Raw genomic sequence first — 15354 nt, forward strand, 5'->3', positions numbered from 1 at the left:
CGGCGAGCCCGAGGGACCTTAGAGTCGGCCCTCGCGGCGCAGCAGATCCTGGGCGCTCATCCCGCCGCCGCGACGCGGTGGCTCGTCGTCACGCGCGTCACGGGGACTGAACTTCTGGGTGGCCGGGTCCGAATCCCGCTGACGCGGCGCCGGGTTCGGGCCCGGTTCGGGCCGCTGCGCCCGGAACGCCGTCGTGGGGGCGTTCTCGGCGCCGGCGGGCGGACGCTGCGGCGGTTGCGGCATCGCCCGGGTGGCGTCGGTGGACGGACGCGGCGGCGGGGGCGGGGGAGTCCCGTTGGACGGCCCCGGTTGGGCCGGTCCGCCGCGCAGCGCGCCCAGCCACGACTCGATCTCCCGATCTTCGCGTTGCGGGGGAGCCGCCGGTGCGCCGGTGGGTCGTGCGGTGCGCTCGGTGGGGGCGTTGGTGTTTCCGGTCGCGGTGTTGACCGTGTTCACCGCGGTGTTGACGGCGTTGCGCACGGCGTTGCGGGCCATCGCGAACCGGGTGGTGGCCGGCTCCGGCGCGGGCGGGGCCGGCGGCTGCGGGGCCGGCGGCTGCGGCGCCTGCTTGGCAGGCGGGGCGATCCGTGCCGTACCAGCCGCCGACGGAGCATTGGCGCGCGGCATCTGCGGGCGCATGGGCTCGACCGCGGGATGGGTCGGATCGTGTGGCCGCGGCGGCGCCGGCGGCAGGGCGCCGACACCGGCCAGGGCGCGCTCGTCTTCACCGGAATCCCGAGCCATCGGACGCTTGCGTTCGTCGGGCAGTTCGGTCTCGCCGAGGCCCATCTTCTCCTGGATGTTCTTCATCCAGCGTGGCGCCCACCAGCAATCGTCGCCGAGCAGCTTCATGATGGCCGGCACCAGGAACATCCGGATCACGGTGGCGTCCAACAGCAGGGCGATCAGCAGGCCGAAGGCCAGGTACTTCATCATCACCAGATCGGAGAACGCGAACGCCCCGGCCACCACCGCGAGCACCAGGGCCGCGCCGGTGATCAGACGACCGGTGGTCGCGGTGCCGATCCGGATGGCCTCGGCGGTGGACATGCCGCGTTCGCGGGCCTCCACCATGCGGGAGACCAGGAACACCTCGTAGTCGGTGGACAGGCCCCAGATCACCGCGATGATCAGGCCGATCATGGGTGCCATCAGTGGCTGAGGCGTGTAGTTGAGTATCCCGGACCCGTGGCCGTCGACGAACATCCAGGTCAGGATGCCCATCGTCGAACCGAGGGTGAGCGCGCTCATCAACGCGGCCTTGACCGGCAGCACGATCGAGCCGAAGGCCAGGAACATCAGGACCGTGGTGGTGATCACCAGGATCGTCACCATCAGCGGCAGCCTGGAGAACAGGCTGTGGATCGAGTCCTGTTCCAGGGCCGGGGTACCGCCGACGAACACATCGATGCCGTGCGGTGGTTGCAGCGCCCGGAGCCCGGCGATGTTCTGGGCGGCGTCGCCGCGGTTTGTCAGGCCGTTCTGGATCACCCGTACCGACGGGTCCTTCGACCCGCTGTCGGTGGCCGGGCGTTCCTTCCACATGGCGTCGGGATCGTTGTCCGGATTGGTGAACCCGGGCACGGTCAGGGCCTTGGCCCGCATGTCGGCGATCTGCGCGTCGGTGATCGGCTCGCCGTCCTCGCGCTGCATCACCACGGTGATCTGCTCGGTGCGGAACCCGGGGAACAGCTTGTCGAACTCTTCCTGGGACTGGCGCACCGCGTTGTCCGGGGGCAGGTATTTCTCGCTGATACCCGCGAGCGTGAGTGAGCCGATCGGGATGACGAGCAGCGTCATGACGACCAGGATCGGCGTGGCGAACGCGATCGGCCGCTTCATCACGACGTTGACCAGCTTGCCCCAGAAGCCCCGCTCGACTTCTTCGCGGGTCTTGGTCTTCTGCGTCTTCTCGGCGAACCAGTCGATGATCTTCCGTGAGAACGGCCAGTTGGCCAGGAACGGCACTTTCAGCAGTGTGGTCACGCCGAGGGCATCGACCCGGGGGCCGAGGATGGCCAGGACAGCCGGCAGCACTGTGATGGACAGGAACGCCGCCAGCATCACCGACGCGATGATCGCGTAGGTGATCGATTTGAGGAACCCGAGCGGGATCAGCAGCAGGGGCAGCGAGGAGGCCACGATGATCACTGCCGAGAACGCCACGGTCCGGCCGGAGGTCATGACGGAGCGGCGCACTGCAGCTTCTACGTCATAACCTTCCGCGAGCTCTTCTCGGAACCGGCTCACGATGAACAGGCCGTAGTCGATCGCGATACCGAAGCCCATCATGGTGACCACCGGTTGGGCGAAGAAGTGCACGGGCCCGAACTCGGCGGTGAACCGCAGGATGCCCAACGCTCCGCCGATGGTCAGACCACCGATGATGGCCGGCAGAGCCGCGGCGACGGCACCGCCGAACACGAAGAACAGCACCACGGCCACCAGCGGCACGATCGCCAACTCGGCGCGTTTCTGATCCGTTCCGATGGTGCCGGTGAGTTCGCTGGCCAGCGGGTTCAGGCCGGCCAGCTTGATGTCGCCGCCGTTGACCTGCTGCAGAGCCGGCTCGATGGCCTGATAGTTCTTGAGGATCGCGTCGTCGTCGTCGCCCTTGAGGGGCACGCTGATGAACGTGTGCCGCTCGTCTTCGGTCTTCATCGCGGCCAGGGAGGCGACATCCGGCGCCTTCAGCCAGCCCACCCAGCCCTGGATCTGGTCGGGGTTGTCACTGACGACCTGATCCAGCTCTTTGGTGACGCTCTTCTGCCAGGCCTTGTCGGTGACCTTTTTGTCGTCCGGTGGTGTCAGGATGGCGACGATGTGGCTGGTCCGGTCACGGCCGTAGACCTCGTCGCCCAACAGCGAAGCGTGGACCGACTGGCTGCCCTCGTCGTAGAAGCCACTCTGGGTGACGTGCTCTCCGAGACTGGCTCCGTAGACGCCGCCACCTAGGCACAGCGCCGTCATGACACCGATGACGATGTACCTGAACTGGTACACCGTTCGACCCCACCAGGCGAACACTTAGGCTCCTAACGCTTTGATACTTCGCTCTAAAACTTGTGGTGACCCGCGCTGCGACTGGACGAGGGTCTTCAGTTGTTACACACGCGCGGTCAGTAACGACGACAACGGCCGGAACGGCTGCAGCCATGCGCCCTGCTCAGGTAGCGAGTCCAGGCCGATCCGTGGCAGCGGTTCCCGGAACACACCGGGAATATCCTCCAGATCGATAAACTCCAAGGTATCCGACGCTAGCGCCCAGCTCGCATGTTCGCGAAATCCAAGCACGTGCACGGGAGTACCCTCACGGGCGATTTCTTCCAGCGGTTGCCGGAACGCCTGTCCGTCGGCGGAAGCCACCAGGACCGCCGCCAACCCTTCGCTGCGACGCAGGGCGATGTGCGCCAGCATGTCGCTGTCGACATCGCTGTCCTCGTCGATCTTCGGCTTGGCGAAGACGGCGAATCCCACGTTACGCAACGCTTCCACCCACGGCCGTACCACATCGGCGCTACCTGGGGCGATATTGGTGAACACGGTGGCCTCGGGCTCCAGGGACACGTCGGTGTCGTCGCCCGCATCGCCGGCCTGGGCGGCCAGCTCCGAGGTGTATCCCAGCAGCCAGCGGCCCAGTGCGTCGAAGCGTGGACGGTGCGCGGCAGTCGGGCGTCCGCCGAGGATCGCGCCGAGTCCCATGTCGAGATTGGGGGCGTCCCACACCAGCAGAACCCGGCGGGCCGGGATGGCGGCCACGGATTCGGTTTCCGTGCCGACCTGGCCTGCCACCTGCGCGCTTTCGTCGCGCATGTCTTCGGTCACACTCATGGCCGTTTCTCCCAGACCAGCTCGGTGACATCGGGGCCGGCCAGGGCTTTGCGCTCGTATTTGGTGACGGGGCGGTGCACCGAGATCGGCAGCGTCGCGCCCGGCTCGACCCGGCGCAGCAGCGGTTCGGCGTCGCCCACCTCGGCGATGTGCTCGGCGTATCCGGCGTGGTCGGTCGCCGCGTGCAGGATGCCGCCGGGCCGTAACCGGTCGGCGATCAGCGCCACCGTGGCCGGCTGCAGCAGTCGGCGCTTGTGGTGCCGCGACTTGGGCCAGGGATCGGGGAAGAACACCCGCACCCCGGTCAGCGTTTCGCTTCCGAACATGTGCTCCAGCACGTCGACACCGTCGCCGCGCACCATTCGGATGTTGGTCACCGGGGACGACGTCTGCGCGGTGCGGTCGATCGCGCTGAGCAGCTGGGCCAGGCCTTTGCGGTAGACCTCCACCGCGATGACGTCGAAGTCGGGCTCGGCCTGGGCCATCGCCAGGGTGGAGGTACCGGTCCCCGAACCGATCTCCAGAATCAGCGGCGCCGAGCGGCCGAACCAGGCCGCGGTGTCGAGGTCGACCACCGGGTGGGAATTCTCGTCCCGCGCCTGGATGCCCAGCTCAGGCCACAGCCGGTCCCAGGTTTGTTGCTGGGCCGGTGACAGTGTCGACCGCCGGGTGCGGAAGCTGGTCACCCGCGGAAAACGGTGCGGCTGGGCGGGCGGCCCGGCGGCCGCTTCATCGGCCGAGGCCGGCCCATCGACATCGGACCTGGACGGGTGCATCCGTCCATCGTCTCTTATCTCCGGCATTGCGCCCGCATCGTGGTAGAGATTGATACTCAACAGTTGCCTCTAACTGTTGGTGCTCAAACATCCGTGCGCGAGTCCATCCGGGCCATGTCACGATTTTTCGTGAGGCAACCGACCGTGCCCGTCAGCACCCCCGTCAGCACAGGGAAGGCCGCCAGATTTTCGCAGACGAGCTCACACGCTTTGCCGACCGTGACGGTGATGCGCGGTTGGCTCAGATCGCTGCGCGATTGTCGGCGCCGCTCAGCGTCGAGGTGCACGGGCGGCGCGGGGTCGGAGTGGGCACGGTGGCTGCCGCGCTGGACGCCGCCGGTGTCGAGACCGCCGCGTGTGGTGACGTGGCGGTGGTGGTGATCGCCGAGGTGCTCAAACCCGAGGACGAAGCGCTGCTCGCGGAGCTGGAGCGGGCCGGCCGGCCCGTCGTGGTGGTGTTGAACAAGGCCGATCTGGCCGGGTCGGGGCCGGGTGGACCGGTGGCCACCGCACACCGCAGGGCGCGGCGGTTGCAGGAGTTGGCCGGCGTACCGGTGGTGCCGATGATCGCCCTACTGGCTGTGCCGGCCGTTGCGGCGCTGCCCGCGCCCTTGGTCTCGGCACTGCAGCTTTTGGTGGCCGAGCCTGCCGATCTGACCTCCGCCGACGCCTTCGTGACCGGTTCGCACCGGCTGTCGGTGTCGGTGCGAACCGACCTGCTGGAACGTCTGGACCGGTTTGGCATCGCCCATGCCACGTTGGCGTTGAGCCGCGGTGCAGATGTCGAGGCCTTGCCGGCGCTGTGGCGTCGGCTCAGTGGGCTCGACGGGGTGCAGGCGGCGATCGAGGCCGCCGCCGCGCCGGTGCGCTACCGGCGGCTGCGGCGGGCACTGGCCGAGCTGCGGGCGGTCGGTGGCTCGGCGGTAGGGCGCTTCCTGGCAGCTGACGGCACCGTGATCGCGGTGATGGCCGCGGCGGTCGAGGTGGTGCAGGCGGCCGGCCTGGCCGTGGATCCGGGTACCGGCCGGCAGGCGCATCTGTGCCGGGCCCGGCAGTGGCGGCGTTATCGTGACGGGCCGGTGAACGCCCTGCACCGCAGCTGCGGGAACGACATCGTGCGGGGGTCGCTGCGATTGGCGGCGGCGGGGGAGCACCGATGACCGACGTGGACGCGGTGCGTGGCGACACAGTGGACGACGACCCGATCGCCGCCGCGGACGCCGTGGTGGCGGCGATCGATCCCGGGTTGAACTCGCCGGGTGTCCAGACCCGCGATGTGGTGCTGGTGGCCGGGCCGTGGCTGGCCGGTTCGACCAGCGTGCTGGCGGTCCTGCGGGAGCGGATGCCGCAGACCGTGTTCGTCGAATCCACCGAGTTGGTGGCCGGCGAGGCACCCGCGGCGGTGCTGTTCGTGGTGTCGGCCGCGGCGGTGATCACGGAATCTGATTGCGCCCTGGCCGATTTGGCGTCGCGTTACACCGATTTGGTGGTCGGGGTGGTGTCGAAGATCGATGCGCACTGCGACTGGCGGGAGGTTCGCGATGCCGACGCCGCGATCCTGGCCGAACGCGATCCACGGTACGAGCGCATGCCCTGGGTTGGTGTGGCGGCCGCCCCCGACCTCGGTGAGCCGCAACTTGACGAGCTCATCGAACTGCTGCACGACCGACTTGCCAACCCCGATGTTGCTCGTCGAAACAGATTGCGCGCCTGGGAAACTCGACTGGAAGCGGTGATCGGCAGATACGAGGCCGACGGGTCGGGTGCAGACCGTGCGGCCCGGGTCGAGGTGCTGCGGGAACGCCGCACCGAGCTGTCCCGGGCGCGTCGGATCACCCGGACCGAGCGCAGCATCGCGTTGCGCAGCCAACTGCAGCAGGCGCGGGTCCAACTGGGTTACTTCGCCCGCAACCGGTGCAACTCGGTGCGCACCGAACTGCAGGAGGACGTCGCCGGTATCACCCGTCGCCGGATCGCGGCGTTCGAGGACTACACCCGCCGGCGTGCCGACGAGGTGGTCGACGAGGTCGATGCCGGCGTCACGGAACACCTGGGTGGGGTCGCGGCCGAACTGGAACTGTCGATGCCCGCGGGCCGGGCCCTGACGTCCGGCGGCCCCGACCTGCCCTCGCCACCGTTGAAGTCGCGGGTGCTGGAGACCCGGCTGATGCTGGTGCTGGGGTCGGGTTTCGGCCTGGGTGTCGCGGTGGCGGTCAGCCGGCTGCTGACCGGGGCCGCGCCGCGGCTGGCGGTTGCCGGGCTGGTGGTCGGCGCGGTGGTGGGCCTGCTGCTGGCGGTCTGGGTGGTGGGCACCCGGGGCCTGTTGCACGACCGGGCGGTACTGGACCGTTGGGTCGGTGAGATCACCGCGACCTTGCGCTCGACGGTCGAGGAGCTCGTCGCGACGCGGGTGCTGGCCGCCGAGACCGCGCTCACCACGGAGTTGGCGGCCCGGGAAGAGGCCGAGAGCCTGGTGGCGGCGGACAAGATCGCCGAGATCGACGCGGAGCTGCGTGAACATGCCATCGCCACGGCGCGGGCGGCCGCTCAGCGGGACCGGCGCACGCCGCCGCTACAGCGGGCGCTGACCGCGGTCCGGGCCGATTTGTACGGAAACGGCATCGCTACTGGCGAGTAACCAGCCGATAGCGGTCAACTGAATCGTTCCTGTGAACAATCGGACATACCACTGGTTTACCGCGGGTATGTCACCCGCGTTAACCTCTACCCAAGGGGTAGCCGTGACCGCGTTGTTACGTGGCTTGGGTTCCGCAAACCTACGCAGGAGAATTTCATGACCTCAGCGACCATTCCGGGTCTGGACACCGCACCGACGAAGCATCAGGGACTGCTGACCTGGGTCCAGGAGGTCGCAGAGCTGACTCAGCCGGATCGGGTGGTGTTCGCCGACGGGTCCGTTGAGGAGTACGACCGGCTGGCCGCGCAGCTGGTCGAGGCCGGCACCTTCCAGAAGCTGAACCAAGAGAAGCAGCCGAATTCGTACCTGGCGCTCTCTGACCCCTCGGACGTCGCCCGGGTCGAGTCACGCACCTTCATCTGCTCCGAGCGTGAGATCGACGCCGGCCCCACCAACAACTGGATGGACCCGGTCGAGATGCGCGGCATCATGACCGACCTGTACCGCGGATCGATGCGTGGCCGCACCATGTACGTGGTGCCCTTCTGCATGGGGCCGCTGGACGCCGAGGACCCCAAGCTGGGCGTGGAGATCACCGACTCCGAGTACGTCGTGGTCTCGATGCGCACCATGACGCGGATGGGCGCCAAGGCACTGGAGAAGATCGGCGACGACGGCTTCTTCGTCAAGGCGCTGCACTCGATCGGTGCGCCGCTGGAGCCCGGCCAGAAGGACGTGCCGTGGCCGTGCAACGACACCAAGTACATCACCCACTTCCCCGAGACCCGCGAGATCTGGAGCTTCGGCTCCGGCTACGGGGGCAACGCGCTGCTGGGCAAGAAGTGCTACTCGCTGCGTATCGCCTCGGCCATGGCCCACGACGAGGGCTGGCTCGCCGAGCACATGCTGATCGTCAAGCTGATCTCCCCGGAGAACAAGGCGTACTTCATCGCGGCGGCGTTCCCGTCGGCCTGTGGCAAGACCAACCTCGCCATGCTGCAGCCCACCATCGAAGGCTGGCGCGCCGAGACCGTGGGTGACGACATCGCGTGGATGCGGTTCGGCAAGGACGGCCGGCTGTACGCCGTCAATCCCGAGTTCGGTTTCTTCGGCGTCGCGCCCGGCACCAACTGGGATTCCAACCCGAACGCGATGAAGACCATCGAGGCCGGCAACACCGTCTTCACCAACGTGGCCAAGACCGACGACAACGACGTGTGGTGGGAAGGCCTGGAGGGCGAGCCCGATCACCTGATCGACTGGAAGGGTCAGGACTGGAACCTGCGCGAGGCGGAAACCAAAGCAGCACACCCGAACTCGCGCTACTGCACCCCGATCTCCCAGTGCCCGACCCTGGCCCCGGAGTGGGACGACCCGCAGGGCGTGCCGATCTCGGCGATCCTGTTCGGCGGCCGTCGCAAGACCACGGTCCCGCTGGTGACGCAGGCCCGCGACTGGCAGCACGGCGTGTTCATCGGCGCCACCCTGGGTTCCGAGCAGACCGCCGCCGCCGAGGGCAAGGTCGGCACCGTGCGCCGCGACCCGATGGCCATGCTGCCGTTCCTGGGCTACAACGTCGGCGACTACTTCCAGCACTGGATCAACATCGGCAAGAACGCCGACGAGTCGAAGATGCCCGCGGTGTTCTTCGTGAACTGGTTCCGTCGCGGCGACGACGGCCGGTTCCTGTGGCCGGGCTTCGGTGAGAACAGCCGCGTGCTGAAGTGGGCGATCGAGCGCATCGAGCACAAGGCCGACGGCAAGAGCACCCCGATCGGTATTGTTCCCACTGCGGCCGACCTGGACCTGTCCGGTCTCGACGTGGATCCCGCCGACGTGGACGAGGCCCTGGCCGTCGATGTCGAGGAGTGGAAGGCCGAGCTCCCGCTGATCGAGGAGTGGTTCGAATTCGTCGGCGAGAAGCTGCCGACCGGTATCAAGGACGAGTTCGATGCTCTCAAGCACCGCCTGTCCGAGGCCTAGCACCGCGAGCGTGCGTGTCTGCCCGTAGCCACGCCGCCACGCGTAAGCATTACGCGCACCCTCGTCAACGACGAGGGTGCGCGTTTGCATAGTGGCCCAAGGCATTACGCGCGGGCCGGCCACCACGTCCGTTCACCCAGCAGACTCATCGCGGCGGGAACCAGGTAGGTCCGCACCACCGTGATGTCGAGCAGCAGGCCGATGCCGACGGTCGAGCCGATCTGGACGAGGTTGAGCACGGTCCCACTCGTCAACGCGAACATCGTGACCGCGAAAGCCACACCGGCCGTGGTGATCACGCTGCCCGTGCTGCCGAACCCCCGGACGATGCCGCTCGTCACGCAGCGATCCTCCCTCGGGGGTCGTCACATTCCTGTTCACCGACATCGAAGGCTCTCAGCCATCCGCGTCGCCCTTGTCAGCCGTCAAAGCTGAACGGGCGTAGCAGATTTGATCGAATGCGTAGGTCACGGCCTCGGCGTGCGCCATGCCCTTGCCGCGGCGCAGTAACGACCGATACGCGGACTCGCCGAGGCTGTCGCGAACATGTGCGACGACACTCTCGGCCTCGACGAAGGTGGTGATGGGGACCGGATCGGCGGCGAAACCTAGCAGGACGGCGGCGGGCTCGTAGCGCCCGAGGCGGTCGAAGGCGATGGCGAGCAAGGTCAGCGGTCCACGGATCAGCTCGTAGCCGCCGGAATCGTAGAACGAGTGGAGGACGTGCGTCAGCAGTTCGAGCGCCTCCGCGGCGCGGCCGCCGATGACCGCGAGGCGGGACAGCCCGATGATCGCGGTGGCTTCGTTGAAGCGATTTCCGCTGTCTTGGGCGAGCGCGAGTGCGCGCTTTTGCATGTCGTAGGCGACGGCCGGATCGGTGGCGAAATGGCTCCAGCCGTAGGCAGTCAGAGCGAGCACCTTGGTGTTGGGATTACCTGTGGTTTCGGCGGCTTCGAGTAGCCCGTCGGCGGCGGTTCGGGCCTCGTCGTAGGCGCTCGCGTTGGCCAACGCCAGAACCAGGCATACCTGCGCCAGGGTATGCGGGCGGCGCGCGATCACGTTGTGCACGTAGCGCGCGGCTTCCAGTGGCCGGCCCGCCATGCTGTGTCCGGCGTACAAGGCGGCTTCGAAGCCGAACGGGACCGGGTCGAAGTCACCGCTCTCGATGATCGCCTCACCCGTCACCGCATAGCGCATCGCGTCGTCGAGGCGGCCGGTGGCGTAACACTGTGCGGCTCCGACGAAGAGTTGAGCCAGGCGCGGGTGCCCGACCTCAAGTGCCGGCTCGATGAGTTCGGCGGCCCAGCCGGTCGGCTCGGACTGCTCGGTCAGGCAGCCGAGCATCGAAGTGTAGAAGGCGATCGCTGCGGCAGTGTCGAGATCCTGTTCGTCGGTCGCCCACCGGAAGGCGGCACGCAGATTGGCCAGGTTCGCCGCGAACCATTCGTAAGCTTCGCGCTGGCGCGGGCTGTCCCACAACGCCATCACGTCGGTCTCCATCGCTGCGTAGTGAGCGGCGTGCGCCGCGCGGCACTCCTCGGCGCTGCCGCGCGCGGCGAGCAGTTCCTCGGCGAACTGGCGGATCGTTTCGAGCATCGAGTACCTGGTCCGTCCACCGGCGCGGTCGGCCACCACCAGGGACTTGCGAACCAGAGCGTCGAGCACATCGAGCGCCGTGAACTCGTCGCCGTCCGTGGCTACTGCCGCAGCGTCGGCCAGGCCGAAGCCGCCGGCGAACACCGAGCATCGCTCCAGGACGACCTGTTCTGCCGCGCTGAGCAATTCGTAGGACCACGCGACCGTCTGATGCAACGTCTGATGGCGCTCCAGGCCCCGTCTGGATCCGACCAACAACCGGAACCGGTGGTCGAGCCGGTCGCGGATCTCCGCCACGGTCATTGATTGCATGCGGGAGGCAGCCAGTTCGATGGCCAGTGGGATCCCGTCGAGACGTTCACAGATCTCCACCACAGCAGACGCCTGGGCGGGTGAGTCGAGCGGGACTCCGGGCGCGATGGCCAAAGCGCGATCGCAGAACAGGCGTACCGCCGCCGAACCGGCACCGGTGGTCAGCGAGGGGACCGGCCACAGCTGTTCACCGACCGCGAGCAGTCCTTCCCGGCTCGTGGCAAGGATTTTCACGGTTGGCGAAGTGGCGAGGATGGCGTCGACCATTTCGGCCACGGCATCCAACAGGTGTTCGCAGTTGTCGAAGATCAATAGTCGTCGGCGTCCGGTCAGAGCTGCCGCGACGCTCTGGGCCACGCTGAGTCCCGGCTGCTGCATGATGCCGAGCGTGGCGGCCACGACGTCTGGTAGCGCGCGAGGATCGGTGACTGCTGCAAGCTCGATGAGCCACACACCGTCACTGAACAGATCCGCCGTCCGGACGCCGACTTCGTGGGCCAGCCGAGTCTTTCCCACGCCGCCCACCCCGGTCAGGGTCACCAACCGGTGTGTCGTCACGGCTTCTACGAGGTCGGATAACACCGCTTCACGGCCAACAAAGCTGTTTGTGGGCGCTCGGAGATTTCCCGGCGCCGAATCCTCGGTTTTCAGCGGTGGGAATTCGGTGCGCAAGCCTGTCGCCTGGACTTGATACAACTCAACAGGTTTGGCGATATCGCGAAGTTGACGCGGGCCGTGGCCGAGCAGCTCGACGCCACTCATCAGCTCGGCTGTCACGCCGTCGAGCAGGATCTGTCCGCCGTGCCCGGCGGCCATGATGCGGGCGGCCCGGTTGAGCACGGGCCCGAAGTAGTCGCCGTCGCGCAGTTCGGCTTCCCCGGTGGCCAGGCCCATGCGCACTGGCAGGGACAGGTGCCGTTGCGCGGCCACCGCGGCGTTGACGGCGGCCGAGGGTGAGGAGAACACCGCGCAGATGCCGTCGCCGGTGTGCTTGAACAGCGCGCCGGCGTGCTCGGCCACCGCCCGGCGCAGCACCTCGTCGTGGACCGCCAACGCGTCGCGCATCGCCTCGGTATCGGTCTCCCACCGTCGGGTGGAACCTTCGACGTCGGTGAACAGAAACGTGGCGATGCCCGGCGGCATGTCGACGCCGTTCTCAGCGCGTTTCGGTGAATCGCATCGGCGCTCCCCACGCTCGATCCGCTGCGTTCGGACATCGTAGGTCTGACCGAGGCGCCCGGACAGGGGATTGGCGGTGCGGGTGACCTGGGTGTTTCTGAATTCAAGCACCCGCCCACGTCAATTCCGGCCGACGTAACCAACCCGCAATTGACACCTGTCAAGTGGCGCCGGTTACAGTGCCCTCATGCAGATTCGCGAGCATGCTGAAGCCAAGCCCGAAAAGCCGGCGATCATCCTTCACCCGTCCGGCACCGTCGTCACCTTCGGGGAGCTCGAAGCCCGCGCTAATCAGCTGGCCCACTACTTCCGCCGACAGGGGCTGCGGGAGGGCGACGTGGTCGCGATCCTCATGGAGAACAACCAGCACATCCATGCCGCGATGTGGGCGGCGCGGCGCAGCGGGCTGTACTACGTGCCGATCAACACGCACCTGACCGCGGCCGAGGCGGCCTACATCATCGACAACAGCGGGGCCAAGGCGATCATCGGCTCGGCGGCGCTCAAGGACGTCCTGAGCGGCCTGGAAAAGGAACTGCCGCACGGCCTGCCCGACACCCTGCTGATCGCCGACGGAGCCGAATCGTCGGCGACCAGCGCCTCCGGCGACCTGGCCGGCTGGCAGCGCTACCCGGAGGCGGTCGCGGACCTGCCGGTCACCCCGATCGACGATGAGCTGGACGGCGATCTGCTGCAGTACTCGTCGGGAACGACGGGTCGGCCCAAGGGCATCAAGCGTGAGTTGCCGCATGTGCCACCGTCGGAAACTCCCGGCATGATGGCCCCACTCGTCGGTTTCTGGATGCATCCCGACGCCGTCTACCTGAGCCCCGCCCCGCTGTACCACACCGCACCGTCGGTGTGGTCCATGCAGACCCTGGCCGCCGGGATCACCACGGTGGTGCTGGAGCGCTTCGACGCCGAGGGCACCCTGGATGCCATCCAGAAGCACGGTGTGACGCACGGCCAGTTCGTCCCGGTGATGTTCACCCGGATGCTGAAATTGCCTGAGAGCGTGCGTAATTCGTATGACATCTCCAGCCTGGAGCGGGTGATGCACGCCGCCGCACCGTGCCCGGTGGAGATCAAGAAGCAGATGATCGACTGGTGGGGGCCGATCGTCGACGAGTACTACGCCTCATCGGAGGCCATCGGCGCGACGGTGATCTTCGCCGAGGACTGGTTGACCCACCCGGGCTCGGTGGGCAAGCCGATGAACGGTGTGGTGCACATCCTCGATGAGGACGGCAAGGAACTGCCACCCGGTCAGGCCGGTGAGATCTTCTTCGAGGGCGGTGCCGATTTCGAGTACCTCAACGACGCCGAGAAGACCGCCTCTTCGAGGGACTCGCACGGCTGGAAGACGGTGGGCGACATCGGATATGTCGACGAGGAGGGCTACCTCTACCTGACCGACCGTCGCCATCACATGATCATCTCGGGCGGGGTGAACATCTACCCGCAGGAAGCCGAGAACATGCTCGTCGTCCACCCCAAGGTGATGGACGCCGCGGTGTTCGGCATCCCTGATGAAGAGATGGGGCAGAGCGTCAAGGGCGTGGTGCAGACGGTGGATCCGGCCGACGCCACCCCAGAATTCGAGCGTGAGCTCCTCAACTGGCTGCGTGAGCGCCTGACGCACTACAAGTGCCCGCGGTCGATCTCGTTCGAGGCCGAGTTGCCCCGCACCGACACCGGCAAGCTGTTCAAGCAGGGGCTGATAAACAAGTACTCGTGACCGTCCTGGAGCTGCCGGCAGGGATCCGGGTCGGGGTCGAGACCCCGACCGATCCCGCGACGTTCACGTTGACCACACGCCCGACCGAGGATCGGCGGGCGGTCACCGTGGGCTCCGTCGACCTGGCGGTGGCCGCGCTGACCGAGCGCTGCCAGATGTGGCCGCAGGCCGCCGCGATCTGCGTCGACGTGCTGCGCAGCGTCGACGTGAGCGCCCCGGCGTTCGGTGGGATCGTCACCGAATCGCTGGCGTACTCGACGCTGCAGTCCGGGAACGAGTTCGCCCGGTGGTTGTCCGAGCGCGGCCCGGCCACCGTGCCGCAGCTGCCCGAACCGGTGCAGGCCCACCGCGACGGCAACACCCTGCACGTGCGGTTCAACCGGCCGCAGCGGCACAATGCGTTCTCCACCGACGCCCGGGGGGCGCTGCTGGAGGCGCTCGAGGTGGCCCGGCTGGATCCCTCGGTGGACGAGGTGGTGCTCGGCGGCAACGGCCGATCCTTTTGCAGCGGTGGAGATCTGGCCGAGTTCGGTTCGTTCGCCGATCCGGCCAGCGCCCATCTGGCCCGCACCCGGCACAGCCCGGCCCTGGCCCTCGACGAACTGACGGCCAGGCTGGGACGACGTTGCCGCGCCGAGGTGCACGGCCAGGTGCTCGGCAGCGGGCTGGAGATGGCGTGTTACTGCGGCTGGGTCAGTTGCCACCCGGACGCGGTCATCGGGCTGCCCGAACTGGCACTGGGATTGATCCCCGGAGCCGGCGGCACGGTGAGCATCACCCGACGGATCGGGCGGTGGCGCACCGCCTATCTCGTGCTGTCGGGGCAGACGATCGACGCAGCCACGGCGCTGGCCTGGGGCCTGGTCGACGAGATCGCCGCGGTGCCCGCGACCTGATCAGCCGCAGCGGTCACGGAATTCGACGGCGGGTTGGCGGATCCCCTGCAAGTCGGCACGTACCTGGGGATTCTCGTCACCGTAGGCTCGGATCTTCTCTCGGATCTGGTCCTTGGGTAGGCCCTTGAGGCCAGTCATGAAAGTGTTCACCTCGGGGTGGGCGAACAAATAGTCCGACGTGGCCGCCGACACGCCCGACATGACCCTGGCCAGGTCGGCGGACGTGCAGTCCGGTGGCGGGTCGGCGGCTGCGCCTGCGGCGGTGCCCACCAGTGCGGCGCCGGCGATCGCGGCACCGGCAATCCCGGCCGTCAGTCGGTGCAGGGGGAGGTGCAGGGAAAAGGGTGTTGTCATGTGCGGCTCCTCACCGATACGTGTGCGACCTGAACGGCATTGAACAAATAC

10 protein-coding genes and 1 pseudogene are annotated in these 15354 nt (G+C 67.7%); 5 read left to right on the forward strand and 6 right to left on the reverse strand.

Annotation, left to right across the window (positions count from 1 at the left end):
* Nucleotides 1-18 precede the first annotated feature (18 nt).
* From mmpL3 to trmB, 3 genes are all read right to left on the reverse strand, one after another.
* Nucleotides 19-3027, reverse strand: a complete 3009-nt coding sequence (gene mmpL3 / locus FR943_RS00800; RefSeq protein WP_217154424.1) for a trehalose monomycolate exporter MmpL3 — start codon at nt 3025-3027, stop codon at nt 19-21.
* Nucleotides 3028-3105: 78 nt separating this feature from the next.
* Entirely contained in the window at nt 3106-3831 is a 726-nt protein-coding gene (locus tag FR943_RS00805) for an NYN domain-containing protein (protein WP_217154425.1), read from the reverse strand.
* Nucleotides 3828-4625, reverse strand: coding sequence for a tRNA (guanosine(46)-N7)-methyltransferase TrmB (gene trmB / locus FR943_RS00810; protein WP_217154729.1), 798 nt, complete (start codon nt 4623-4625; stop codon nt 3828-3830). Before trmB ends, FR943_RS00805 begins: the two co-directional genes overlap by 4 nt.
* A gap of 218 nt (nt 4626-4843) precedes the next feature.
* Between trmB and FR943_RS00815 the strand changes: the two genes are divergently transcribed.
* From FR943_RS00815 to FR943_RS00825, 3 genes are all read left to right on the forward strand, one after another.
* Nucleotides 4844-5767 carry a P-loop NTPase family protein gene (locus FR943_RS00815; RefSeq protein WP_217154426.1) on the forward strand — a complete coding sequence of 308 codons (924 nt, stop codon included), beginning with the start codon at nt 4844-4846 and terminating at the stop codon, nt 5765-5767.
* On the forward strand, nt 5764-7245 hold the full coding sequence (locus tag FR943_RS00820) for a hypothetical protein (protein ID WP_217154427.1): 1482 nt from the start codon (nt 5764-5766) through the stop codon (nt 7243-7245). Before FR943_RS00815 ends, FR943_RS00820 begins: the two co-directional genes overlap by 4 nt.
* 156 nt (nt 7246-7401) lie before the next feature.
* Nucleotides 7402-9228, forward strand: a complete 1827-nt coding sequence (locus tag FR943_RS00825; protein WP_217154428.1) for a phosphoenolpyruvate carboxykinase (GTP) — start codon at nt 7402-7404, stop codon at nt 9226-9228.
* 104 nt (nt 9229-9332) lie between these two features.
* Here the strand turns inward: FR943_RS00825 and FR943_RS00830 are convergent.
* Both FR943_RS00830 and FR943_RS00835 read right to left on the reverse strand, forming a co-directional pair.
* Nucleotides 9333-9560: pseudogene (locus tag FR943_RS00830) on the reverse strand (MMPL family transporter); the annotation flags it as partial.
* Nucleotides 9561-9624: 64 nt separating this feature from the next.
* A complete protein-coding gene (locus tag FR943_RS00835) occupies nt 9625-12426 on the reverse strand; it encodes an ATP-binding protein (protein ID WP_308170400.1) in 2802 nt (933 codons plus the stop codon).
* A 76-nt stretch (nt 12427-12502) separates the two neighbouring features.
* Here FR943_RS00835 and fadD4 point away from each other — a divergent pair, with 76 nt between their 5' ends.
* Nucleotides 12503-14053 (forward strand): fatty-acid--CoA ligase FadD4, encoded by a 1551-nt coding sequence (gene fadD4, locus FR943_RS00840; RefSeq protein WP_217154429.1) that lies wholly within the window; start codon nt 12503-12505, stop codon nt 14051-14053.
* Between the two features lie 5 nt (nt 14054-14058).
* Nucleotides 14059-14949, forward strand: a complete 891-nt coding sequence (locus FR943_RS00845; protein WP_218045158.1) for an enoyl-CoA hydratase/isomerase family protein — start codon at nt 14059-14061, stop codon at nt 14947-14949.
* On the opposite strand, the gene FR943_RS00850 is transcribed toward FR943_RS00845, so the two are convergent.
* Nucleotides 14950-15303, reverse strand: a complete 354-nt coding sequence (locus tag FR943_RS00850; RefSeq protein ID WP_217154431.1) for a heme-binding protein — start codon at nt 15301-15303, stop codon at nt 14950-14952. It lies immediately after the preceding gene.
* Between the last annotated feature and the right edge of the window lie 51 nt (nt 15304-15354).

The organism is [Mycobacterium] fortunisiensis, assembly GCF_019050325.1.
Classification (GTDB): domain Bacteria; phylum Actinomycetota; class Actinomycetes; order Mycobacteriales; family Mycobacteriaceae; genus Mycobacterium; species Mycobacterium fortunisiensis.

What these genes read in the sequence shown, in the direction of transcription:
- FR943_RS00805 (WP_217154425.1), bottom strand. Translation starts at nt 3,831, where the DNA reads ATGAGTGTGACCGAAGACATGCGCGACGAAAGCGCGCAGGTGGCAGGC.
- FR943_RS00820 (WP_217154427.1), top strand. Translation starts at nt 5,764, where the DNA reads ATGACCGACGTGGACGCGGTGCGTGGCGACACAGTGGACGACGACCCG.
- FR943_RS00825 (WP_217154428.1), top strand. Translation starts at nt 7,402, where the DNA reads ATGACCTCAGCGACCATTCCGGGTCTGGACACCGCACCGACGAAGCAT.
- fadD4 (WP_217154429.1), top strand. Translation starts at nt 12,503, where the DNA reads ATGCAGATTCGCGAGCATGCTGAAGCCAAGCCCGAAAAGCCGGCGATC.
- FR943_RS00850 (WP_217154431.1), bottom strand. Translation starts at nt 15,303, where the DNA reads ATGACAACACCCTTTTCCCTGCACCTCCCCCTGCACCGACTGACGGCC.